This is a genomic window from Bradyrhizobium sp. SZCCHNRI3043 (genome assembly GCF_032377735.1).
Lineage (GTDB): Bacteria > Pseudomonadota > Alphaproteobacteria > Rhizobiales > Xanthobacteraceae > Bradyrhizobium.
Map to the genome: position 1 here is coordinate 60,716 of NZ_JAUHID010000004.1, position 22,757 is coordinate 83,472.

At 66.2% G+C, this 22,757-nt stretch carries 16 protein-coding genes; 4 read left to right on the top strand and 12 right to left on the bottom strand.

What is annotated here, in order from left to right; all coding sequences use genetic code 11:
- Positions 1-110 precede the first annotated feature (110 nt).
- Positions 111-788 carry a nitroreductase gene (locus tag QX124_RS11360; RefSeq protein ID WP_315735543.1) on the top strand — a complete coding sequence of 226 codons (678 nt, stop codon included), beginning with the start codon at positions 111-113 and terminating at the stop codon, positions 786-788.
- Between the two features lie 1,162 nt (positions 789-1,950).
- On the opposite strand, the gene QX124_RS11365 is transcribed toward QX124_RS11360, so the two are convergent.
- Together QX124_RS11365 and QX124_RS11370 are read right to left on the bottom strand one after the other, a co-directional pair.
- Positions 1,951-2,865: a phosphoribosylaminoimidazolesuccinocarboxamide synthase gene (locus QX124_RS11365; protein WP_315797197.1), complete on the bottom strand. Its 915-nt coding sequence runs from the start codon at positions 2,863-2,865 to the stop codon at positions 1,951-1,953.
- Positions 2,866-2,907: 42 nt separating this feature from the next.
- Positions 2,908-3,825, bottom strand: coding sequence for a pirin family protein (locus tag QX124_RS11370; RefSeq protein WP_315735540.1), 918 nt, complete (start codon positions 3,823-3,825; stop codon positions 2,908-2,910).
- A 140-nt stretch (positions 3,826-3,965) separates the two neighbouring features.
- Here QX124_RS11370 and QX124_RS11375 point away from each other — a divergent pair, with 140 nt between their 5' ends.
- Entirely contained in the window at positions 3,966-5,018 is a 1,053-nt protein-coding gene (locus QX124_RS11375) for a helix-turn-helix domain-containing protein (RefSeq protein WP_315797198.1), read from the top strand.
- Positions 5,019-5,159: 141 nt separating this feature from the next.
- Positions 5,160-6,557 carry a serine hydrolase gene (locus QX124_RS11380; RefSeq protein ID WP_315797199.1) on the top strand — a complete coding sequence of 466 codons (1,398 nt, stop codon included), beginning with the start codon at positions 5,160-5,162 and terminating at the stop codon, positions 6,555-6,557.
- A gap of 8 nt (positions 6,558-6,565) precedes the next feature.
- On the opposite strand, the gene QX124_RS11385 is transcribed toward QX124_RS11380, so the two are convergent.
- Positions 6,566-7,936 carry an MmgE/PrpD family protein gene (locus QX124_RS11385; RefSeq protein ID WP_315797200.1) on the bottom strand — a complete coding sequence of 457 codons (1,371 nt, stop codon included), beginning with the start codon at positions 7,934-7,936 and terminating at the stop codon, positions 6,566-6,568.
- Positions 7,937-8,057: 121 nt separating this feature from the next.
- Between QX124_RS11385 and QX124_RS11390 the strand changes: the two genes are divergently transcribed.
- Positions 8,058-9,200, top strand: a complete 1,143-nt coding sequence (locus QX124_RS11390; protein WP_315775792.1) for an FUSC family protein — start codon at positions 8,058-8,060, stop codon at positions 9,198-9,200.
- A 5-nt stretch (positions 9,201-9,205) separates the two neighbouring features.
- On the opposite strand, the gene QX124_RS11395 is transcribed toward QX124_RS11390, so the two are convergent.
- The 9 genes from QX124_RS11395 to rpsT all read right to left on the bottom strand — a co-directional run bounded on the left by QX124_RS11395 (position 9,206) and on the right by rpsT (position 22,557).
- Positions 9,206-10,591 (bottom strand): MATE family efflux transporter, encoded by a 1,386-nt coding sequence (locus QX124_RS11395; protein WP_315797201.1) that lies wholly within the window; start codon positions 10,589-10,591, stop codon positions 9,206-9,208.
- Between the two features lie 804 nt (positions 10,592-11,395).
- The gene (locus QX124_RS11400; RefSeq protein WP_315775790.1) at positions 11,396-11,875 is read right to left on the bottom strand and encodes a DUF2867 domain-containing protein; all 480 of its coding nucleotides are present in this window, start codon (positions 11,873-11,875) and stop codon (positions 11,396-11,398) included.
- Between the two features lie 179 nt (positions 11,876-12,054).
- Complete coding sequence (murA, locus tag QX124_RS11405) at positions 12,055-13,350, bottom strand: UDP-N-acetylglucosamine 1-carboxyvinyltransferase (protein WP_315797202.1); 1,296 nt, start codon at positions 13,348-13,350, stop codon at positions 12,055-12,057.
- Between the two features lie 173 nt (positions 13,351-13,523).
- On the bottom strand, positions 13,524-15,959 hold the full coding sequence (gene gyrB, locus QX124_RS11410) for a DNA topoisomerase (ATP-hydrolyzing) subunit B (RefSeq protein ID WP_315797203.1): 2,436 nt from the start codon (positions 15,957-15,959) through the stop codon (positions 13,524-13,526).
- Positions 15,960-16,500: 541 nt separating this feature from the next.
- A complete protein-coding gene (gene recF, locus QX124_RS11415; RefSeq protein WP_315784361.1) occupies positions 16,501-17,637 on the bottom strand; it encodes a DNA replication/repair protein RecF in 1,137 nt (378 codons plus the stop codon).
- A gap of 63 nt (positions 17,638-17,700) precedes the next feature.
- Positions 17,701-17,988, bottom strand: coding sequence for a GIY-YIG nuclease family protein (locus QX124_RS11420; RefSeq protein ID WP_315797204.1), 288 nt, complete (start codon positions 17,986-17,988; stop codon positions 17,701-17,703).
- A 71-nt stretch (positions 17,989-18,059) separates the two neighbouring features.
- Positions 18,060-19,178 carry a DNA polymerase III subunit beta gene (gene dnaN, locus QX124_RS11425; protein WP_315797205.1) on the bottom strand — a complete coding sequence of 373 codons (1,119 nt, stop codon included), beginning with the start codon at positions 19,176-19,178 and terminating at the stop codon, positions 18,060-18,062.
- A gap of 323 nt (positions 19,179-19,501) precedes the next feature.
- A complete protein-coding gene (dnaA, locus tag QX124_RS11430) occupies positions 19,502-20,941 on the bottom strand; it encodes a chromosomal replication initiator protein DnaA (RefSeq protein ID WP_315735520.1) in 1,440 nt (479 codons plus the stop codon).
- Positions 20,942-22,290: 1,349 nt separating this feature from the next.
- Entirely contained in the window at positions 22,291-22,557 is a 267-nt protein-coding gene (gene rpsT, locus QX124_RS11435; protein ID WP_315715026.1) for a 30S ribosomal protein S20, read from the bottom strand.
- Positions 22,558-22,757 lie beyond the last annotated feature (200 nt).

Consider the following 22,757-nt stretch of genomic DNA (forward strand, 5'->3'; position numbering starts at 1 on the left):
CCTCCTGTGTTCGCGACACCCCGATCGGTTCGCGCGTCAACCTTGCACCGGAACCGGAAAGCCGCGAATATTCGCGGCAGATCAGTTGTCATCACGGGACTATCACACACATGCAGTTCGACGACGTCATCCTCGGCCGCCGCAGCATCCGCGGCTACAAGCCAGATCCGGTGCCGCGGGCGCTGATCGAGGAAATCATTGCTCTGGCGATGCGCGCGCCGTCGTCGATGAACACCCAGCCGTGGAATTTCTACGTCATCACCGGCGAGCCGCTCAACCGCATCCGCGCCGGCAACACCGAGCGGATGCTGGCCGGCGTGCCGCAGTCGCGCGAGTTTCGCATCGGCCAGCCGTTCGACGGCGCGCACCGCGAGCGCCAGATCGGCGTCGCCAAGCAATTGTTCTCCGCGATGGGGATCGCGCGGGACGACAAGGAGAAGCGCCAGGACTGGGTGCTGCGCGGCTTCCGCCAGTTCGATGCGCCGGTCTGCATCATCGTCACCTATGACCGCGTGCTCGACGGCAGCGACGACACGCCGTTCGATTGCGGCGCCGTGACCACGGCGCTCGTCAACGCCGCCTGGTCGCGCGGCCTCGGCGCCGTCATCAACAGCCAGGGCATCATGCAATCGCCCGTGGTCCGCGAGCACGCCGGCATCGCCGACGATCAGGTCATCATGAAGAGCGTCGCGCTCGGCTGGCCCGATCATGATTTCCCGGCCAATGCCGTCGTGTCGGAGCGGAAGTCGGTGAAGGACGCGACGGTGTTCGTAGGGTTCGAGGACTAGACGGACATTTCGGGGACCGCAGGGGACAACAGACGCCGTGGCTTCGATAGCTCGAAAAATCACAGATGCCTTATTGGATCAGACGGATACTTCTCAAGTCTGGAGAGCTCGTTACCGAGAAGGAGCTCCGCCGGGATGAAAATTATTGCGAAGGTATCGCGCCGATCGTCGGAGAGGTTCTGACCGTGCACTGTCGCGGGCGGACGTTCCGCGCGGAAGTCGTCTGGGGAAACTGGCCCGGACGAGGTCATTCGGCCGATATGGTCGTGCCGCTCCGCGTCAAAGAGATCTAGCAGAAGAAACTCCGGCCAAAAAAGAACCTAGTCAGGGCGTCATTCGGCGCTGCCGATCGAGGCGAGGAGCACACGTCTTGCGTCAGCTATCGAAAAATTTGACGTCGAATTCCTCTTGCAGGATTTTGTTGTTGCTATTTTTCCGAAGTCGTGCTCTTGTCCGCGCATCCCGTCCTCATGCAGAGGGGCGTACGCGTCGTCACGATACGTAGAGGCGGGGAGCGGTGGCCGCGTGCCTGTCGGGCGCTCTTGCGCTGACGAATGGCAGCTCGCGGACGGTCAAGCCGTGTGGTCCTGGCGCCCCGATGCTGGCGTCAAGCTCGCGATGACGTTCGTGCGGTGACGCTCGTTCGGTCGTTGCGGGCGACGGGGGCAAACAAGCCGGTCCCCGGGGAGAGTACGGAGCAGCCGTTAAACCCATCGCGCAGGGAGGGCCGGGATGTCTCGGCTGAACCTGTGGTACCTGCCGCCTGCATTTTTTTGAGCAGGCGGGCCATGGGGGCAGCCAGCTCCCGGCCTTCCCTGCACCCTCGGCAATTTCGAGGGGCTTGATGCGATCAACTCGGGCGCGATGGCGCCGCGGGACGTGTTGATGCGTCTGTGCGCATCATGATGGTCTCGTCGAGTGGTCCCCCACCCCCGACCCCTCCCTGCAAGGGGGAGGGGAGAAGGAGAGCGAGCCTCTCGCCAAATTCACTCGCAGAAGAGCGGAGAAGTTTCGTGTCAGCGAAGAACGCGGCCGCGGATTGGCCCCTCCCCCTTGCGGGGAGGGGTCGGGGGTGGGGGTCCCCGAAGCACTCTGTTAGTTATGAGCTCCTACGAGATAGCTCAACCCCAAGTGCGAACGTCGACGCGTGAACCTGCGATCCTCAGATCTTCAGCTCACTCCCCGTCACCCGCTTGAACGCTTCGAGATAGCGCTGGCTGGTGGCATCCACCACGCTCTGCGGCAGAGGCGGCGGCGGGGCGTCGCCGTTCCAGCGGCCGGCGCGGCGCTCGGCGTCGAGATAGTCGCGCAGCGGCTGCTTGTCGAAGCTCGGCTGCGGCTGGCCCGGTTGATAGGCGTCGACGGCCCAGAAGCGCGAGCTGTCAGGCGTCATCACCTCGTCGATCAGGATGATGTGGCCGTCCTTGTCGCGGCCGAACTCGAATTTTGTGTCGGCGATGATGATGCCCTGTTCGCGGGCGAGCGCCTCGCCGAGCGTATAGACCGCGCGCGTCATGCTCTCCAGCGTGTAGGCCGTCTCGTCGCCGACCACCTCGCGCATCCGCGCGATCGTGATGTTCTCGTCATGGCCGGTCTCGGCCTTGGTCGCCGGGCTGAAGATCGCGGGCTCCAGCTTCTGACTCTCGACCAGGCCTGCAGGCAGCTGCTCGCCGGCGAGCGTGCCGCTCGCTGCGTATTCCTTCCACGCCGAGCCGGAGAGATAGCCGCGGATCACGCATTCGATCGGGAACACAGTGGTGCGCTTGCACAGCATCGCGCGGCCCAGGATCTCCTGGCGATGCGGCGCGAGTTCCGGAACCTCGGCGATGATCGCGTCGGTGTCGGCCGAGATCATGTGGTGATGCACGACGCCTTCGAGCGCATTGAACCAGTACGCCGAGATCTGCGTCAGCACCGCGCCCTTCATCGGGATGGTTTCGTTCATCACCACGTCGAAGGCGGAGATCCGGTCGGTGGTGAGCAGCAGCACGCGGTCGTCGCCGACGGCATAGATGTCGCGGACCTTGCCGCGGCCGATCTTCGGGAGCGGCAGATTGCTGGTGAGGAGCGTGGTCATCGTGCGGGGCTTTCGAAACGGGAGCGTTGCGCTCTCAATAGCCTATTCCGGCAGCGGAATGAACTCGTGCTCCTGGGGAACGGCGGCGAAGCGGCCGGTTTTCCAATCCTGCTTGGCCTGCTCGATGCGCTCCTTGCTGGAGGAGACGAAATTCCACCACACGTGGCGCGGCCCTTCCAGCGCGTCGCCGCCGAGGAACATCATCCGGGTCGGCTTGACCGTGCGCACGCTGATGGCGTCTCCAGGGCGGAAGACCAGCAGCCGCGGCCCCTCGTGGCGCTCGCGCGCGATCTCGACCTCGCCGTCGACGATATAGATGGCGCGCTCCTCGTGGTCGGGATCGAGCGGCACGACCGTGCCGGCCTGCGCGGTGACCTCGACGTAGAACCAGGGCGAGACCATCGTCACCGGCGAGACCGCGCCGAACGCTCGGCCGGCGATGATGCGCGCGGAGAAGCCGGTGTCGCTGACCGTCGGCAGCGCGTCGGCCGCGTAATGCTGGAAGCTCGGCGCGATCTCTTCGGATTCGACCGGCAGCGCGATCCAGCTCTGCAGGCCCAGCATCTTCTGCCCGTTCTGCCGCTGCAGGTCGGGCGTGCGCTCGGAATGGGCGATGCCGCGGCCCGCCGTCATCAGGTTCATCGCGCCGGGCTGGATCTCCCGCACGTTGCCCTCGCTGTCGCGATGCATGATGGCGCCGTCGAACAGATAGGTGACGGTGGCAAGCCCGATATGCGGATGCGGCCGCACGTCCATGCCCTTACCGGACATGAACTGCACCGGGCCGAAATGATCGAAGAAGATGAACGGCCCGACCATCTGCCGGCGGCCATGCGGCAGCGCGCGACGCACCGCAAAGCCGTCGCCGAGATCGCGGGTGCGCGGCACGATGACGTGCTCCAGCGCATCGCACGAGGTGGGATCGCCGAACTCGGGATCGATCGATGGCTGCCAGCTCATGGGGCGCTCCTGCAATGTGGTCGCGCCAGCTTAGCAGCTTTGCTGAGGCGACGGCAGGGCAGGAGGTCGCCGCGTTTGCTTGATTTGAACGGAGCGAAGCTGCGGCCTAGAGTTCCGCCGCTGACAATGGACTTGTGACGATGACGCTCGAAAGCCTCGATCTCGCGCTTCGCGCCGCCGCTATCGCGCTGCTGGCCGTGCTCGCCGTCGCGCTGGGACGCGATCTCGGCAGGCAATGGCGCGGCCGGCTCGCGATCGCGCTGGCGCTGGGCTCGGCCGCGCATGCGGCGACCTTCAACATCGGCGGCACGGCTGCGCCATCGCTCGCTTCCGCGCCGCTGATTGCGCTGGCGACCGCCGATATCGTCGTGCTCTGGCTGTTCTGCCGCGCGCTGTTCGACGACGGCTTTGCGTTGCGTTGGCTGCACGGCCTGATCTGGCTCGCGGTGTTCGGCTTCAGCCTGCTGAGCTGTCTCGTGCTGGGGCCTGCCGGACATGGACGGCTCGTGATCGTCGCCAATAATGTGCTGGCTCTCGGCTTCCTTGGCCTGACCTTGGCGCAGACCATCCGTTCCTGGGCGGCGGATCTCGTCGAGGGGCGGCGGCGCATCCGCGCCTTCGTCGTCATCGCGGCGATGGCCTACGGCGGCGTCAACGCGCTGCTGCAGATCGCGTCCGCCGGCAGCGGGCCGTCGGAGCTCGCCAATGTCATCAATGCGGCGATGTTCTTGGGCGTGGTCGGCGCCGTTGCGTTGATGCTGCTCAAGGTCGGTGCCGGCGACGTGCTCGCGCCGGAGGCGCCACCGGCTGCGGTGCCCGAAGAGGTGGCTCCGAAAGCCGCCGACCGCAGGCTGGTCGACACGCTGATGCGACTGATGGCGGACGAGCGGATCTATCGCCAGGAGAACGTCACGATCGGCGTGCTGGCGACGAAGCTCTCCATTCCTGAATACCGGCTGCGGCGGCTGATCAATGGCGAGCTCGGCTACCGCAATTTCAATACCTTCCTCAACGCCCACCGCATCGAGGAGGCCAAGGCCGCGCTGGCCGATCCGGCCCAGGCCGAGGTGCCCGTGATCACCATCGCGATGGACGCCGGGTTCCAGTCGCTTGGGCCCTTCAACCGCGCCTTCAAGGCGGTGACCGGGGTGACGCCGACCGAATACCGGCGCATGAGGCTGTCGGCGGCGTGATCTGTTCGGCCTTGAAACTGCAGAGGAATTCCAAAATCGGCGAGATCCCGGCGATTCTCGGCTGGGATGATTTCCGAAATCGGCGAGCGCCTGGGCCGCAGCCGCAGTCTGGTCCGGCAGATCCAACTGCCGGAGCTCCTCATGACTCGCCGCCTGCTGCTCGCTCTCGTCGCCACCACCGCGCTGGCCGCCCTGGCTGTCGGCAGCGCCCGAGCCCGCGACGTGCCGAAAATCGCGACAGGCTTCATCGCCAGCGTGCTGTGCTCGGAGACCTTCGTCTCCGGTCTCGACCCGGACCGCACGCTCTCCGAGACACGGGCCGCGATGCCCGGCGCCGGCCTGCTGAGGCGGGCGATGGACGTCCGCGTCGATCGCGCCGCCAAGGACGTCACCGTGACGCTGCTCGGGCTCGGCCGCAGCCGTGCAGTGTTTCGCGACGGGCTCGGCTGCCATATGGATCATGGCGAGAGCCCGGACTGGCCGGCCATCCGGCCGTCCCAGCCGGCCTTGCTGCCCGGCACCGCTCCGCCGCACGGCGTGGCGCCAGTGACACCGGCGCTGACTGCGGCGCTCGATCGCGCCTTTGCCGAGCCGGAGGTGCCGCCGTTCCGGCGCACCCATGCCGTCGTGGTGATGAAGGACGGCAAGGTCATCGCCGAACGCTACGCGCCGGGCTTTGCGGTCGACACGCCGCTGCTCGGCTTCTCCGCAACCAAGTCGATGACCGCGACCTTGATCGGCATTCTCGTCCGCCAGGGCAAGCTCGCGCTGCGTGCGCCCGCGCCGGTCGCGGCGTGGCAGAACGAGAGCGATCCGCGCCATGCCATCACCGTCGATCACCTCCTGCGCCACACCGCCGGGCTCGCGCTCGGCAGCTCGCTGCAGGCCTCGTTGGTGTCGGCGCTCGAGCCGGTCAACCGCATGAAGTTCGTCGAGCCCGATCGCGCCGCCTATGCCGAGTCCATCCAGCTCGAAACTACGCCGGGCGCGGCCTGGAACTATCACGATGGCAACACCATCATCCTTTCCCATCTCATCCGCGATGCCGCCGGCGGCAGCGCCGCGGACGTGCTGCGCTTTGCGTATCGCGAGCTGTTCGATCCGCTCGGCATGACCAGCGTCACGATCGAGTTCGACGCCGCCGGCACGCCGGACGGATCGAGCCAGATGCTGGCGTCGGCGCGCGACTGGGCGCGGCTCGGCCAGCTCTATCTCGACGACGGCGTCGTTGCCGGCCGCCGTGTTCTGCCTGCGGGCTGGGTCGACTATGTCGGCACGCCCACACCGAACGCCTTCGTCGGCATCGGCGCCGGCTTCTGGACCAACAGCGGCGACAGCTTTGGCGCCAACTACCGCAGCTCCCATGGCTGGCCGCGCGACGCGTTCTTCGCCAAGGGCACGCTCGGCCAATATGTCATCGTCGTCCCGTCGGAGCGTCTCGTCATTGCGCGTTTCGGGCGCACCGTGAACTGGCCGCCGGAGGCCGACGGCGTGGCGCAGCTCGTGAGCGACGTGATCGCGGCGACCCATGGGGAATGACGCATGCGCTACGCTCTCCCCAGCGCGGTGGCCTGCGCGACACGTTCGAACCGCTCCAGCGACAGGATCGCATCGGCGAAGCTCTGCGCGCGGTTGCTCAGCACCGGCCGGGCGAGCGTCAGAAACTTGTCGCTCATCGCCTGCGCCGAGGGGAACGAGGTCGGCTCGCCCGAGGGATCGTCGTGCAGCCGCTCGTGCACGCCGTCTTCCGTGGTGATGGTGACGCGCGCGCCGAACGGATGGCTGCGGCCGACCTCCAGCCTGTCGTCCTGCACCACGTCGAACTTGTCGGCGAGCGCATTGATCGCGATGTCACCCAGCCTGACGTAGTCGTCCCAGCCGAAGCGGCCCTGGTCGAGCGCCAGCGCGCCGGTGAAGAACATCGAGAACTGGCCGCCGACGATCGAGGTCGGATGCCGCTTGGTCGCGGCGTCACCGGTCAGGGTGATGCCGTTGCGATGCAGGCCGACCTCGACGCGCTTGACCTGGTCCGGCGTCAGATTGTGCTCGCGGCGCAAGGCGATGATGGCGTCGATCGCTGCATGGGTATAGCGGCAGCTCGGATACGGCTTCACGCCGATCTTCATCGTCTCATAGGTGGAGCCGAGCCCGGCGACGGCCTTGTCGTGATGCGGCGCGTCGGTGTAGCCGACCAGAAGACCGTGCTTGCCCTCGACGGATTCGATCGCGCCGACGAAGTCGTTCTTGGCGAGCGTCGCCGCGATCACGCCGTTCATTGCCGACGCGCCGACCTGATAGCGCTTGTTCCAGGCGCCGTTGACGAGAAACTGCAGCGAGCCCGCGGCCTGGCTGCCGGACACGCCGAAGGCGTAGATCAACTGCTGCTCCGACAGGCCGAACAGCTTGCCGGCCGCGGCGGCCGCGCCATAGGTGCCGGCGGTCGCCGTCGGGTGGAAGCCGCGGGCATAATGCGAGGTCGGATCGAGCGCGTTGCCGAGCCGGCAGCACACCTCGTAGCCGGCGACGATGGCGGTCAGCACCTCGCGGCCGGACGCGCCGACCAGCTCGCCGACGGCGAACGCGGCCGGCACCACCGGCGCGCTCGGATGCAGCGAGGAATCGGCGTGGGTATCGTCGAAATCGAGCGAATGGCCCATCGTTCCGTTGAGCAGCGCCGCCACCGCCGGCGTCCAGGTTCTGTCGTCGCCGAATACGGTCGCCTCGCCCGCCGCATCGAGCTTCAGCGCCGCCAGCATCTTGACGATGGACGGCGTCGATTCCGCCTCGCGCCGGGCCCGGATGGCGCTGCCGAGGAAGTCGAGCGTCAGCACCTTGGCGCGGTCGAGCACCTCGGGCGGGATATCGTCATATTTCAGCTCCGCGACATAGGCGGCGAGCGTTGCGGTTTCCTGGGCCATCGTGTTTCCTCGCATCGTTGCAATGACCGTAGGCAAGCCGATTCCGCCTTTCAAGCCGGTTCGGCCGGGTGGGGAGCTGCCATGCCGGGATCGCGCTGGTGCTGTTCGAGGTGAGCGACTGATGATGTCCTTGAAGCGGCTGTTTGGCCGGTTGCGCGCCCGCAAGGCGCCGATGTCGCTGGCGGTTCGCGGCACGGTGGCGGCGACGCTTGCCTTCGCCATCGCCACGGCTTTTCAATTGAAGCTGCCGCTGTGGGCGGTGCTGACGTCGTTGATCGTGACGCAAGGCAGCGTGGGGCGCTCGCTGAAGGCAACGCGCGACTACATGTTCGGTACCATCGGCGGTGCCATCTATGGCGGCGCCATCACGGTCTTCATCCCGCATTCGGGCGAGCTGCAACTGCTCGGCATGCTGATCCTGGCGGTGACGCCGCTCGCTTTCGTCGCCGCGATCAATCCCAGCCTCAACGCCGCCACCGTGACGGCGGTCATCGTGCTGCTGGTGCCGACGATGGGCCATCTCGATCCGCTCGGCTCGGCGATCGACCGCGTGTTCGAGGTCGCGGTCGGCGCGCTGACCGGCCTCGCCGTATCGTTCATCGTGTTGCCGTCGCGCGCGCATGTGCAGATGCGTGCCGCGGCGGGGCGTCTGCTCGAACTGATCGCAGCCGCCTTCACCGAGCTGCTGGCCGGCCTGTCGCGCGGCCGCGACAACGACGCGCTGCATCGGATCCAGGACGGCATTGGTACCGCGCTCACCGAATTGAATGCGACCGGAGCGGAGGCCGAGCGGGAGCGCTCGGCGCGGCTCTCCTCCGGCGCCGATACCGGCCCGCTGCTGCGGACGATCCTGCGCCTGCGCCACGACGTCGTGATGATCGGCCGTGCCAGCGTGGTGCCGCTGCCATCCGAGCTGCAGGCGCGCTTGTCGGGACCGGTGTCGCGCGTCAGCGATGCCATCGCGAGCTATCTGCGCGGCTGTGCCGCGGCCATCCGCAACGGCTCCGGTCCGCCGCCGATCTGGCCGATCCACGTCGCGGTGAAGGCCTATGCGGAAGAGGTCGCCGCCGTCCGCAGCGACGGTCTCACGCGGGGCCTGCCGGGTGACGCCGCCGAGCGCTTCTTCGCACTCGGCTTCTCGCTGGAGCAGATGCGTCAGAACCTGATCGACCTCGAGCGCGTCGTTGCCGAATGGGCGGGCGCGTCGACCGGGAAGCCGCATCGACCGGAGCGCGACGAGACGCCGGATACAGCGGGGGCCTGATCTCCTCATCGCGACAACCGCAGGAAGCGCAGCACCAGCAGGGCCGCATAGATGGCGGTGCCGATCGACAGCCCGATCCAGATTCCGATCGCGCCGAGCTTGGTGTGCAGGCCAAGCACGTAGGATGCGGGAAAGCCGATCAGCCAATAGCCGAGCACGGCGAGCAGCAGCGGCACGCGCGTGTCCTTGATGCCGCGCAGCGCGCCGACCGCGATGGTTTGCAGCGCATCGGTGATGAAGAAGGTCGTGCCGACCAGGAGCAGCGTGGCGGCGAGTGCCGCAGTCGCCGCGGCATCGGCGAGGCCGGCGCCAAGAAACAGCTGCACGATCTCGAACCGCGCAAGGATGATGCCGAGCGTGAACAGCATGGCAAGGACGAGGCCGAGCAGCATCGCCATCAGGCCGGCGCGGCGCACACCGTGCGCATCGTTGCGGCCGGCCGCATGGCCGACGCGCACGGTCGCGGCCATGCTGATGCCGAACGGCACCATGAACAGGATCGCCGTGATCTGCAGTGCAATCTGATGCGCGGCGAGAGCGGCCGTGCTGATCAGTCCCATCAGGATCGCCGCCGCCGAGAACAAGCCATATTCGAGCAGGAACGACAGCGAGATCGGCGCGCCGATGATCAGGAGCTGCCGCATCAGCCGCCAGTCGATGCGCCCGAGCCGGGCCAGGACATGATAGTCGCGGAACGGCGGGCGCAACGCGGCGAACCACAGACCGGCAAGAAACGTTCCCAGGTTGACGGTCGAGGTGGCGAGGCCGACGCCGGTCAGGCCGAGCTGCGGAAAACCCCAGTGGCCGTAGAGCAGCGGATAGACCAGCAGCGCGTTGAGCGGGATCGCGGCCAAGGTGATCCAAAGCACGGGCTCGGGGCGGTTGACGGCGCCCATGAAGCTGCGCAGCGCCAGGAACCACAGCATCGGCGCAATGCCCCAGGCGAGACCGGCGAGATAGTCCTGCGCGAGATGCGCCACGACCGGCGCCTGTCCGAGTGCGAGCAGGATGACCTCGCCGTTCAGCGCGATCAGCATGATCGGCAACGCGATGAACAGCCCGGCCCACAGCCCGACGCGCAGCGCGCGCCGGACCAGCCCGGCATCGGCCGCGCCGAACGCCTGCGCGGCGAGCGGCGACACCGCGGACATCAGACCCATGCCGAAGGTGGAGCCGACGAAGTAGACGGTGCCCGCTAACGCGGCCGCTGCAACGGCATCGCCGCCGAGACGGCCGATGAAGGCGAGGTCGGTCGACATCATCGCAATCTGCGACAGTTGCGTCAGCGCCATCGGCGCGGCGAGGCGGACCGTCTCCCAGAGTTCGAGCGCGAGAGAACGTGTCGGCGCCGCCGGCGGCGGCGCGTGGTCGGTTCCGGCTGTGGAGGTCATGATCGAGGCTATAGCAGTCCCCGCAGTGTCGTGCATATCACGCCGTCGTCGTCATGGGCGGTACGAGATGCGAGCGACGCGGCAACATCATCGTTAGAGCTTGGGTTCGCGACGTCGGCCATCGCGGACTGCTCTCGTGCCGAACCAGATCGGATCGGACGGCCACATACGTTCCCGCGGCACGGCATGCCCGGGTGATGCTCGATTTGCTCCCCTCGAACAGGAAGAGGGGCAGGGAAGGCCGGGTGCTTGACCACACCCATGGCCCGCCTGCAAAAGAAGTAGCAGGCGGCAGTCACCACAGGTGGGCCGCACATCCGGCCTTCCCTGCGCCATGGTTGGAACGGCTTATACGTACTCTCCCCGGGGACCGAGCTTGTTTGCCCCCGTCACCTTGCGGATCGCCCGCCGGCTTGACCTCAGCATCGGGAGGCCAGGACCATACGATTTCGCCGTACACGGCCGCTCCTTCGTCCACGCGCCAGCCTCGAGGAAACCTCAAGTGCGCGCTGTGAGCCGCCGCATCCATCGCATCCCACCCTCAACGTCCGTGACGATCGCGAAGCGCCCCTCTCATGAGGACGGGATGGCCGCAGTATTTCTGACTTTCGGAATAAAAGCAAGCGTAAAATTCGGAAAGGCGTGAATAGTGAAATCGCGGCTTGGCTGATAGCTCCGCAGTTCGATGTGTTCACCGTCATTGCGAGCGCAGCGAGGCCAGTCAGATTGCCTCCGCGGAGCTCCGGATTGCTTCGCTGTGCCCTCGCAATGGCGGCGGGAAGTGAGTGAAACGCTTGCGCGGAATCAGGCGGCCGTTGCGACCTGCCGGAGCATCGCTTTCACGACGAGGCGGTGAAACGGCTTGATGACGGTGAGATAGACGCGGCCGAGAACGTTGTGGGTCTGCACCAAAGTGGTCGCTGTCACCTGCGACGTTGCGCGATGAGAGGAGACGTCGACCAGGACGCGAAAGTCCAGATGCTTGTCGTCGAAGCCGAGCACGAGCCGTGCCGGCGTTTCGTCGACGACCGGAAACATCCCGATCAGAGGACGTGGGTTGTCTGGGTCCGCGCCCGAGGTCTTCAGACCGAAGGGCCTGACCAGCAGGTTGCGGAGCTTCAGGAGCGCCGCCATCCACCAGGGCGCGTGGCCGAGCATGCGCTCGGCCGCCGTGCGGGCATCGATGTCCGGCTCGTCAATCGTGATGCGAAAGGCATCGGCGAACTCCGCGCCCGCGAGCCATCTGGTACGGTCGATGTTGGGAGTGATCTCGCTGATGGCCATGTGCAGTGAGCCTCACATGTCACGGTTGTGCCCGCGCTGTGCGCGATGCGGAGCATCATCGCACGCTCATGTTCGCGAAGCCAGCGCGCGAATGGCATAGCGCTACGGCCGGTCATTCGTCATTGCTTCGCTTCGCGCCTCGCTCGCAACGACGTCGGAGAAATGCTGCGTGAATGGCGCTACCGCCCGCGTTCCGGCACGCGCGTGATCTTGGCGCCGAGCGCGTTCAGTCGCTCGTCGATGCGCTCGTAGCCGCGCTCGATCTGGTCGGCATTGTCGATATACGAGGTACCCTCGGCGCACAGCGCGGCCAGCAGCATGGCCATGCCGGCGCGGATGTCGGGGGAGACGACGCGGGCGCCGCGCAGGCGGCTCGGGCCGGCGACGATGGCGCGGTGCGGGTCGCACAGCACGATGCGCGCGCCCATCGAGATCAGCTTGTCGACGAAGAACATCCGCGACTCGAACATCTTCTCGAACATCAGGATCACGCCCTCGCATTGCGTGGCGGTGACGAGTGCGATCGACATCAGGTCGGCGGGAAAGGCCGGCCAGGGCTGGTCCTCCAGCTTCGGCACGTGGCCGCCGAAATCGTCCTTGATCCGCAGCGTCTGCTCCGAGGGCACGATGAGATCGTCGCCGGCAACCTCGCAGACGATGCCGAGCCGCTCGAAACCCATGCGGATCGAGCGCAGATGCTCGGTGCCGGCGCGCACGATGCGTAAGGGAGAGCGCGTCACGGCGGCAAGGCCGATCAGCGAGCCGACCTCGATGTGATCGGGCTGGATCGAGTAGCTCGCCTGGCCGAGCGTGCTGGCGCCATGAATCACCATCGTGTTGGTGCCGATGCCCTCGATGTTGGCCCCGAGCGCCACCAGGAAATGCGCAAGGTCCTGCACGTGCGGCTCGGAGGCGGCGTTGCGCAAGTAAGTCGTGCCGTGGGCGGCCACCGCGGCCACCAGCGCGTTCTCGGTCGCGGTGACACTGGGCTCGTCGAGGAAGACGTCGGCGCCCTTCAGGCCGGCGGCGCGCAGCTCGATCTTGTCGGTCGCGGTGACGGTGGCGCCGAGCTGCTCGAAGGCGAGGAAATGGGTGTCGAGGCGGCGCCGGCCGATGACGTCGCCGCCTGGCGGCGGCAGCGCCACTTCGCCGCAGCGGGCGAGCAGGGGCCCTGCCAGCAGGATCGAGGCGCGGATGCGCGCACAGAGGTCCGGATCGAGGTCCGCGGCGCGGATCTCCTTGGCATGGATCGTGAGCCTGTTCCGGCCGCGCCATTCGGCGGAGGCGCCGACCGAGCGCACCAGCTCGACCAGCGTCTCGGTGTCGCGGATGCGCGGCACGTTGTCGAGCGTGACCGGATGCTCGGTCAGCAACGCGGCGGCGATGATAGGCAGGGCGGCGTTCTTGTTGCCGGACGGCTCGATCGCGCCCTTGAGCCGGTGACCCCCCTCGACGATGTATTGAATGGGCGCCATGCGCGAAAAGTCCGTTCTGAGATGGTGATTCGCCCGGGGACCGGCGAAAGCGGAACATCGATCTTCAACGGAATTAACACGGAAGGGACGGGCAGGCCACTGCTCCGCAGACTCAGGGTACGCCTGGTCGTCTATCGCGCCAGTGCGCGGTATCCTCGGGCTGGACGTCGCGACTACACGTCCACGTTCGCCGAAAGCGAGTTGTCCTGGATGAACTCGCGGCGCGGCTCGACCACGTCGCCCATCAGCTTGGTGAAGATGTCGTCGGCCTCGTCGACCTCCTTGACCTTCACCTGCAGCAGGGTGCGCGCGTCGGTGTCGAGCGTGGTCTCCCAGAGCTGTTGCGGGTTCATCTCGCCGAGGCCTTTGTAACGCTGCATGTTGATGCCCTTGCGGCCGGCATCGGTGACCGCCTCGAACAAATCGACCGGGCCATGGATCACGGTCTGGACGTCGCCACGGCGCAAGGCGCCGGGCTTCGCATAGGCCTCCTGCAGGCGGGCCGCATATTCGTCCAGCTTGCGGGCATCGACGGACGCGAGCAATGCGTCGTCGATGACTGCGATGTCCTTGACGCCCCGCACTGTGCGCTCGAAGGTGAAGCCCTGGCCCTCGACGAAGTGGCCGATCCAGCCGCGCTCGACCTCGTCGGCCAGCACGTCGAGCCGTTTTGCGATGTAGGCGGCCGCGGCGTCCGCCGTCGGGATGTCGCGGGTGATGTCGGGGCGCAGCACGCCGGCGATCGCGGCCTGCTCGACGACCTTGCGGTCGTAGCGCGTGTGCAGGTTGCGCAGGATGTTGCGGACGAGACGCGCTTCCTCGACCAGCGCCAGGAGGTCGCGGCCCTTGCGCTCCTCGCCTTCCGCCGTCTTGAACACGCAATCGTCAAGGCCGGTGCCGATCAAATAGTCCTCGAGCGCGCGCTCGTCCTTCAGGTACTGCTCGGACTTGCCGCGCGTCACTTTGTAGAGCGGCGGCTGGGCGATGTAGAGGTGGCCGCGATCGATGATCTCGCGCATCTGGCGGTAGAAGAAGGTCAGCAGCAGCGTGCGGATGTGGGCGCCGTCGACGTCGGCGTCCGTCATCACGATGATCTTGTGATAGCGCAGCTTATCGATCGAGAACTCGTCGCTGATTCCGGTGCCGAGCGCGGTGATCAGGGTGCCGATCTGCTCGCTCGACAGCATCTTGTCCGGGCGCACGCGCTCGACATTGAGGATCTTGCCGCGCAGCGGCAGCACCGCCTGGAACTCGCGGTTGCGGCCCTGCTTGGCGCTGCCGCCGGCCGAGTCGCCCTCGACGATGAACAGCTCCGACTTGGCCGGATCCTTCTCCTGGCAGTCGGCGAGCTTGCCGGGCAGCGAGGAGACGCTGAGCGGGCTCTTGCGGGTCAGCTCGCGCGCCTTGCGCGCGGCCTCGCGTGCCGCCGCGGCCTGGATCACCTTGCCGACGATGGTCTTGGCCTCGCCCGGATGCTCCTCGAACCAGGCGGCGAGCGCCTCGTTCAACACGTTCTCGACCACGGGCCGCACCTCCGAGGACACCAGCTTGTCCTTGGTCTGCGACGAGAATTTCGGATCCGGCACCTTCACGGAAAGAACGGCGGTGAGACCCTCGCGACAGTCGTCGCCGGTCAGCGCGATCTTTTCCTTCTTCGCATTGGCCTCGGCGTAGCCGTTGACCTGGCGCGTCAGCGCGCCGCGGAAACCGGCGAGATGCGTGCCGCCGTCACGCTGCGGAATGTTGTTGGTGAAGCACAGCACGTTCTCATGATAGCTGTCGTTCCACCACAGCGCCGCTTCCACGGTGATGCCGTTGACCTCCGAGCGCACCATGATCGGTGCCGGGACGATCGCCTTCTTGTTGCGGTCGAGATATTTGACGAACTCCTCCACGCCGCCGTCGTAGCGCATCTCTTCGCGCTTCTCGACCGCGTGGCGCATGTCGGAGAGCACGATGTTGACGCCGGAATTCAGGAAGGCGAGCTCGCGCAGGCGATGCTCGAGCGTGGCGTAGTCGTATTCGACGTTCTTGAACGTCTCCGTCGAGGCGAGGAACGTCACCTCGGTGCCGCGCTTGCCCTTGGCCTCGCCGACCACCTTCAGCGGCGCAATCGCGTCGCCATGGGCGAACTCGATGAGATGCTCCTTGTTGTCGCGCCAGACCCGCAGCTGCAGCTTGCTCGACAGCGCGTTGACCACGGAGACGCCGACGCCGTGCAGACCGCCGGACACCTTGTAGGAGTTCTGGTCGAACTTTCCGCCGGCATGCAGCTGGGTCATGATGACCTCGGCGGCGGACACGCCTTCGCCCTTGTGGATGTCGACCGGAATGCCGCGGCCGTCGTCGCGCACGGTGACCGAATTGTCCGGATTGAGCACCACCTCGACCGCAGTGGCGTGACCGGCCAGCGCCTCGTCGATCGCGTTGTCGACGACCTCGTAGACCATGTGATGCAGGCCGGAGCCGTCATCGGTGTCGCCGATATACATGCCCGGGCGCTTGCGCACGGCATCCAGGCCCTTCAACACCCGGATCGATTCTGCGCCGTACTCGTTCGCGGTTGCAGGCTCGTTGTCGGCGATGGTTTGCCGGGCGGGTTCGGTCATGTGGGGCCTTCGGAAGGGGTGGTCGAATCGGCATTGCAGATCGCATGCCGAGAGCGCTCTTTCTCTCACGAAAGAAGCCACGCGCCTAGCGCAAAGTGGCCCGTCGTAAGACATTGAAGAGATAGCGCTTTTTAACGGTTTTTCAAGGCCTGGCGAGGGTCGTTTTCGTCCCCTCCGAAAGCCGGATTCTGGCCCTTCTCGCGGCTGGTTTTGAGGCGTGCAGCGGGGCGCTTTCGCGTGCGATTCAAGGCACGAGTCACGCGTGACGCGGCAGGCGCCTCCTCAGTAGAGCGGGAGCGGCAGGGCGGTGCCACCCGGGCCAACCATCAGGCCCGAGGCACGCCGGCGGCGAGCTCCAGCGTGTCGCTCACGGCGGGCCGCCGGGCGATCTTCAGTCGCCGACCTTGCCGAGCACGGGCATCGCTCTGGCTCTCGGCAGGGATGTGGGGCTCGTCGCCGAGCGCTTGGGCGCCGGCAGGTGCCTGCCGTCCAACGACAGCTCCTTGAACCGGCGAACTGACAGGTTCAGCGGCGGAGCGAGTTACCGCCGCGCGCTGATCCGCCCCGCCTCGACGTCGAAGATCTCGCCGAGCTCGCGTAGTTCGGCAAACGCCGCGGGATCGGCGCCGGTCAGCCATACCTGGGCACCGAGCGTGCCCAGCTCGGCGAACAAAGCGGTGCGGCGGCCGGGATCGAGATGGGCGACGATCTCGTCGAGCAGCAGCATCGGCACGATGCCGGTGGTCTCGGCCACCAGCGTCGCATGCGCAAGGATGAGGCCGATCAGCAGCGCCTTCTGCTCGCCGGTCGACGCGTCGCGCGCCGGCATGTTCTTCGGCGCATAGACGACATGGAGATCGGTCAGATGCGGGCCGTCGAGCGTGCGGCCGGCGGCGGCATCGCGCGCGCGATTGTCGCGCAGGACAGCGCGATAGCGGTCCTCCACCGCGAGCGCGGGTTCGGTCAGCAGCGCATTCTCCATCCAGCCGTCGAGCGCAATCTCGGCGGACGGGAACGCGGAGGCAGCACCGCGCTGACGCAGCATCGCAGCGAGCTTCACCGCGGTCTGGCCGCGGCTGGCAGCGACGGCGACCGCGAGCTCCGCAGTCTCGCGCTCGATGGCGTCACACCAATGGTCGTCGAAATTGCGCACCTCGAGCAGCCGGTTGCGCGAGCGCAACGAGCGCTCCAGCGCCGACACCCGGCTCGAATGCGCGCTATCGATCGCGAGCACCAGGCGGTCGAAGAAGCGTCGCCGCTCCGATGCCGCGCCCATGAACAGGCCGTCCATCGAAGGCGTCAGCCACACCATGCGGATGTGATCGCCGAAGGCGGCCGCCGAGCCGACCGGCTCGCGGTCGATGCGGCAGCGGCGCGTGGTGTTCGCATCGCTGCGCGGCGGCTCGATGCCGGTGCCGAAGGTCGTCAGCCCCAGCGCGCCCTCGACCTCCGCCGAGACCGCCCACGACCCGTCGCCCTGGTTGTCGGCGACGTCCTCCAGGGTGGCACGGCGCAGGCCGCGGCCCGGCGCGAAGAACGAGATCGCCTCCAGGCAATTGGTCTTGCCGGCGCCGTTGGCCCCGACCAGCGCGACCATGTCCGCCTGCACGCTGACGCTGGCAGCGCGATAGCTGCGGAAATGCGTCAGCGCGAGGCGGTTGATGCGGGAGGGGGTCATGGGGTGGAGTTGCAGGCCCAGTTCTGTCATTGCCGGGCTTGACCCGGCAATCCATCGTCCGCGTCAGCGGACGATTTCATGATAGAGATCGCGCCAGTCCGGATTGTTTGCGACGATCAAGTCGACCTTCCATTCGCGTGACCAGTGCTTGATGTTCTTCTCACGCTGCAATGCTGCGGCGATCGTCTCATGCGCTTCGAAATACACCAGGCGCTTGATGCCGTAGCGTCTGGTGAAGCTCTCGGCGAGTCCTTCGCGATGCTCATAGACGCGACGAACAAGATCGTTGGTCACGCCGACATACAGCGTGCCGCCGGGCTTGCTGGCGAGGATGTACACCCAGTAGGCCATTTGTCGAGATGGATGGCCGGGTCAAGCCCGGCCATGACGAGTTAACTTAAGAGCTCGCAGCGGATCACTTGTCACACCCGCATCGGCATCAGCACATACAGCGCGTTGCGGTTGTCGCGGTCCTGGATCAATGTCGGCGAGCCTGGATCGGCGAGCCGGAGCACGGCGACCTCGCCCTCGATCTGCGCGGCGATGTCGAGCAGATAGCGCGAGTTGAAGCCGATATCGAGCGCGTCCGAGGCGTACTCGACCTCGAGCTCTTCGGTCGCGCTGCCGGAATCCGGGTTGGTGACGGAGAGCACCAGCTTGCCGGGGGAGAGGGCGAGCTTCACGGCGCGGCCGCGCTCGGAGGAAATGGTGGAGACGCGGTCGACGGCGGCGGCGAAATCGGCCTTGTCGACGACCAGCTCCTTGTCGTTGTTCTGCGGAATGACCCGGCCATAGTCCGGGAAGGTGCCGTCGATCAGCTTCGAGGTCAGCACCACCTGTCCCAGCGTGAAGCGGATCTTGCCTTGCGACAGCTCGATCCTGATCTCGCTGTCATTGTCCTCGATCAGCCGCTGCACTTCGCCGACGGTCTTGCGCGGCACGATCACGCCCGGCATCTCGGCGGCGCCGGCAGGCTGGGGCAGGTCGACCTGGGCGAGGCGGTGGCCGTCGGTTGCAACCGCGCGCAGGGTCGGCTGCTTGGCGGTGCCGCCGGCGTGCAGATAGATGCCGTTCAGGTAATAGCGCGTCTCCTCGGTGGAGATCGCGAACTGCGTGCGGTCGATCAGGCTCTTGACGTCCTTGGCGGGAACCCCGAACGCATGCGTCATTTCGCCCGCGGCGAGATCCGGGAAGTCGCTCTCCGGCAGGGTCTGCAAGGTGAACTTGGAGCGGCCGGCGCGGATCGCGAGCACTGCGCGCTCGCCGTCGCTCTCCAGCACGATCTGCGAGCCGTCCGGCAGCTTGCGGACGATGTCGTAGAACATGTGCGCCGGAACGGTGGTTGAGCCCGCGGTGGCGGTCTCGGCGGCCAGGGTTTCCGTCACTTCGAGATCGAGATCGGTCGCGCGCAGCGACAGCCGGGCATTCTCGGCGCGGACCAGCACGTTACCCAGGATCGGGATGGTGTTGCGCCGCTCGACCACACGATGGACGTGGCCCAGCGACTTCAGGAGCTGTGCGCGTTCGACGGTCACCTTCATTGCACTATACCCGCCCGTTCCAACTGAGCTTGTCCTGGAATGCCGGCGGGCTGAGCAGCGCCGCGGCCGATGGCACCTCGCGCCCGAACGGCGCTTGGCCAGCGTCCAGGAGCGTGAGGGGGAGGCGTAAAGTGGCGCGGATGAGGCCCGAGCGCAAGGGATGGCGGGCCGATTTCCCACGTTTCGGCAGGTGCTTCCGCGATCCGCAGGCCGGGTCCGAGAACGACGTCCGAGCATGACGTCCGAGGACAGCGTCGACGGGCCGGGACAACGGCCCGGCTGGGGGCGAACCTTCTGTCCGCTCCCCTGGCCGTGCGTGCCGTCTAGTCCTGCAACTGGCGCTTGAGCGACTCAACCTCGTCGTTCAGCGCGATGTCCTTGCCGACCAGCGCTTCGATCTTGCGCACCGCATGCAGCACGGTGGTGTGATCGCGTCCACCGAAGCGGCGGCCGATCTCGGGCAGCGAGCGCAGGGTCAGCGTCTTGGCGAGGTACATCGCGACCTGGCGCGGACGCACCACGTTGGCGGTGCGGCGCGACGACAACAGGTCGGAGCGGCTGACGTTGTATTGCCGCGCCACGACGCGCTGGATGTCCTCGATCTTGATGCGCTTCGGTTCCTGCGGCCGCACCAGGTCGCGCACCTCGCGCTCGGCCATGTCGAGCGTGACCGGCTGGTTGTTGAGCTTGGAATGCGCCAGCAGGCGGTTGATCGCGCCTTCGAGATCGCGGCCGTTATGGGTGATGGAGCGGGCGAGATAGTCGAGCACCGGCTCCGGCACGTCGAAGCTCGCATGATGCGCGCGGGCCGCGGCGACGCGCGACTTGAGAATGCCGAGGCGCAGATCCTCGCCGAGCGAGCCCATCTCCACGACGAGGCCGCCGGCAAGCCGCGAGCGGACGCGATCATCGAGGCTTTCGAGGTCTGACGGCGGCCGATCGGCTGCGATGACGACCTGTCGTCCCGCATCGATCAGCGCGTTCAGCGTATGGCAGAACTCGGCCTGGGTCGATTTGCCCTGCAGGAACTGCAGGTCGTCGATCACGAGCACGTCGATGCCGCGCAGCGCTTCCTTGAAGGCCAGCGCGGTCTGCGATTTCAGCGCCGCGACGAAGCCGTACATGAATTTCTCGGCGGTGAGGTACAGCACCTTGCGCTCGCCGCCGGCATTGCCGGCCCAGGTGACGGCCTGCAGCAGATGCGTCTTGCCCAGCCCGACGCCGGCATGAATGTAGAGCGGGTTGAACATCACGGGATCGCCGCGGCGGCCGTCGGCGACCTGGCGCGCTGCGGCATGGGCCAGCGTGTTGGCGCGGCCGACGACGAAGCTGGCGAACGTCAGCCGCGGATCGAGCGGCGAGCCGCCGAGCGCGTCATGGCTCGTGGCGAGCGAAGCCGCAGCCGACGCAGTTCGCGTGTCGGCGCTCGTCGCCGGCCGGTTGTCGTTGCGCTCGGCCCGGCGGGCTTCGACGGCGACGGGGGCTTCCTTGACCGGCGTCGCGCAGCGCATTGCGGTGCGAACGGACAGATCGATGCGGTGCACCTCCGGCATCTCGGCCTGCCAGCACGACAGCACGCGCTCGGCATAATGCGCCTGGATCCAGCTCTTCAGGAAACGCGTCGGCACCGACAGATGGACGCTTTCGTTCTGAACGGCCTCGAGGTCCATGCGGGCAAACCAGCTCGTATAGACGTCCTCGCCGACGGTCGAGCGCAGCCGCCCCTTCACGCGAGACCAGCGATCCTGTTCCGAATTTGTCATGGCAGTCGCAACTTTTCGAATTGAGTGGTGGTGTCGTGTGATCGCCGGGCAGACGTCCCGTGAAAGGACACGTGTGCCGCAGCGAGACCTCGAGCGGAGGCTCAACTCCAGACATGGCTCGCCGTTCGGCGCGGACGCCGTCGGGCCATCAATGCTGGTGGAAGAAGCTTCTCCGCGAGGTCAGCGCATACTCAGATGCGCGATGGACGCGGGAGGGCCGATTGCCGTGCTGGCAATGGCCGGGCTGGAGATGTCGATCACTTCAGTGTTGACCGCCAAGGGTGCGTTATCCGGAACCAGCCTATGGTGTGTGCCCGCAATGTGTCCGTAAAACATGCAACCTCCCCGCCCTGCCGTGATTGCTCACGGCAAGTTGTCATCCCAATGCCGCCGCGCCTGAACCCCAAGATTCAGCCGCACCGCCGTACATCCCGTCCAACTTGTCCACTCGGTGAGCGAAGCCGCCACGAGCTTCAGCCGGGTCGACCGATGTCGTATTTCTCTTGTTCAAAGCGGCGCAACGATGATGCTGCGCCCGAGAAATTTCGACAAAGTTCAGTCGCTCCCCATATTGCTATGGGTACAGATCCGGCCATCGCTTTGGAAAGCGTCGCCAACGCGCACACCGCCGCCGATTTGCACGTCCGCCCCGTTTCTAAAACCGCGCTGGTCTCAAGATCGTGGGCGCCGCGAGTGATTAAAGAAATACACGATGCGTCGGGACTCGCAATCCATAAGATCGGAGCACGCGTTACGAGTCTTCGCGGCGGTTGCGACGCGGTGTTGCGCGTTAAGAAAGCAACGTTTTGAATCATCGCGAGGAATCTCGGATGTGACAAACAACATCGTCTGCCCAAAATTTCTTCATAATTTTTTTATGTTTCGACCGGCCTCACCCGCTTTTCCAATCACTTGGTCGCGCTATGCACTTAAGTCATTTTCGAAACGATGTTTTTCGCGATTGCTCGAAGCGGGTAACTCCCGCGATGCGCGGTGCGCAAAGTGAGCGGCGCATCGCGCGCTCTTGACAGCGATGCGCAAGCGCGGCGCGCAGATTCGCAGCTGTTTCAGATGAGACAATATTGTCACTGCGTAAAAATACGGAACTTCACGTAGTTCCGACGGAACCTGTGTCAGGCGCGCACGACATCGCGCGGGTTCCACCACGCGCGAAGATCGTATTCGCGATGCGATATCACCATCAAGATGTGACCATCAAATGGAGAAGGCGCGGCGAGCGATGGAGGGATGCGCGACAGCGGAACGCGCAATTGAAGATGGCACAAAAGAAAAGCCCGGCGCGAGCCGGGCTGTTTGCATCTTGATAGTTCGTCAGCCGCGCGATCGCGTCACTTCGCGAGCTTGGCGATCTGATGCGTGAGGCGCGACACTTTGCGGCTCGCGTTGTTCTTGTGAATGATGTTGCGCTGTGCGGCGCGCATCAGCTGCGGCTCGGCATTGGCCATCGCCTTCAGCGCGGCGTCGCGATCGCCCTTCTTGATCGCGTCCTCGACGGAGCGAACCGCGCCGCGCATCTGGGTGCGGCGCGACTTGTTGATGATGGTGCGGCGGGCAATCTTGCGCGTCGCTTTCTTCGCGGAAGTCGTGTTGGCCATGCTCTCAAATATCCTTCGGCGGCGAGCAGTCGCCGCTCTTGCGGGTACGCGCGCGGCCCGCTTGACGCGGCCCCATCGACGCGGTGGGTTGTTCGGACGCCTCTCTGAGAATGCCATGACCGGAGCAGTTGCTCGGCGGATCGGCGCTGCTCAAAGAATAGCGGCGGCGGGATTGCGCCCACCGCCATTGGCGACCTTAT

Bases quoted from the DNA above. Each gene is read 5' to 3' on its own strand.
- rpsT (WP_315715026.1), bottom strand. From the start codon at position 22,557: ATGGCCAACACGACTTCCGCGAAGAAAGCGACGCGCAAGATTGCCCGC.
- QX124_RS11360 (WP_315735543.1), top strand. From the start codon at position 111: ATGCAGTTCGACGACGTCATCCTCGGCCGCCGCAGCATCCGCGGCTAC.
- QX124_RS11420 (WP_315797204.1), bottom strand. From the start codon at position 17,988: ATGGCCTACTGGGTGTACATCCTCGCCAGCAAGCCCGGCGGCACGCTG.
- murA (WP_315797202.1), bottom strand. From the start codon at position 13,350: ATGGCGCCCATTCAATACATCGTCGAGGGGGGTCACCGGCTCAAGGGC.
- QX124_RS11380 (WP_315797199.1), top strand. From the start codon at position 5,160: ATGACTCGCCGCCTGCTGCTCGCTCTCGTCGCCACCACCGCGCTGGCC.
- QX124_RS11385 (WP_315797200.1), bottom strand. From the start codon at position 7,936: ATGGCCCAGGAAACCGCAACGCTCGCCGCCTATGTCGCGGAGCTGAAA.
- recF (WP_315784361.1), bottom strand. From the start codon at position 17,637: ATGACCCCCTCCCGCATCAACCGCCTCGCGCTGACGCATTTCCGCAGC.
- dnaN (WP_315797205.1), bottom strand. From the start codon at position 19,178: ATGAAGGTGACCGTCGAACGCGCACAGCTCCTGAAGTCGCTGGGCCAC.
- QX124_RS11395 (WP_315797201.1), bottom strand. From the start codon at position 10,591: ATGACCTCCACAGCCGGAACCGACCACGCGCCGCCGCCGGCGGCGCCG.
- dnaA (WP_315735520.1), bottom strand. From the start codon at position 20,941: ATGACAAATTCGGAACAGGATCGCTGGTCTCGCGTGAAGGGGCGGCTG.
- QX124_RS11370 (WP_315735540.1), bottom strand. From the start codon at position 3,825: ATGAGCTGGCAGCCATCGATCGATCCCGAGTTCGGCGATCCCACCTCG.
- QX124_RS11390 (WP_315775792.1), top strand. From the start codon at position 8,058: ATGATGTCCTTGAAGCGGCTGTTTGGCCGGTTGCGCGCCCGCAAGGCG.
- QX124_RS11400 (WP_315775790.1), bottom strand. From the start codon at position 11,875: ATGGCCATCAGCGAGATCACTCCCAACATCGACCGTACCAGATGGCTC.
- gyrB (WP_315797203.1), bottom strand. From the start codon at position 15,959: ATGACCGAACCCGCCCGGCAAACCATCGCCGACAACGAGCCTGCAACC.
- QX124_RS11365 (WP_315797197.1), bottom strand. From the start codon at position 2,865: ATGACCACGCTCCTCACCAGCAATCTGCCGCTCCCGAAGATCGGCCGC.
- QX124_RS11375 (WP_315797198.1), top strand. From the start codon at position 3,966: ATGACGCTCGAAAGCCTCGATCTCGCGCTTCGCGCCGCCGCTATCGCG.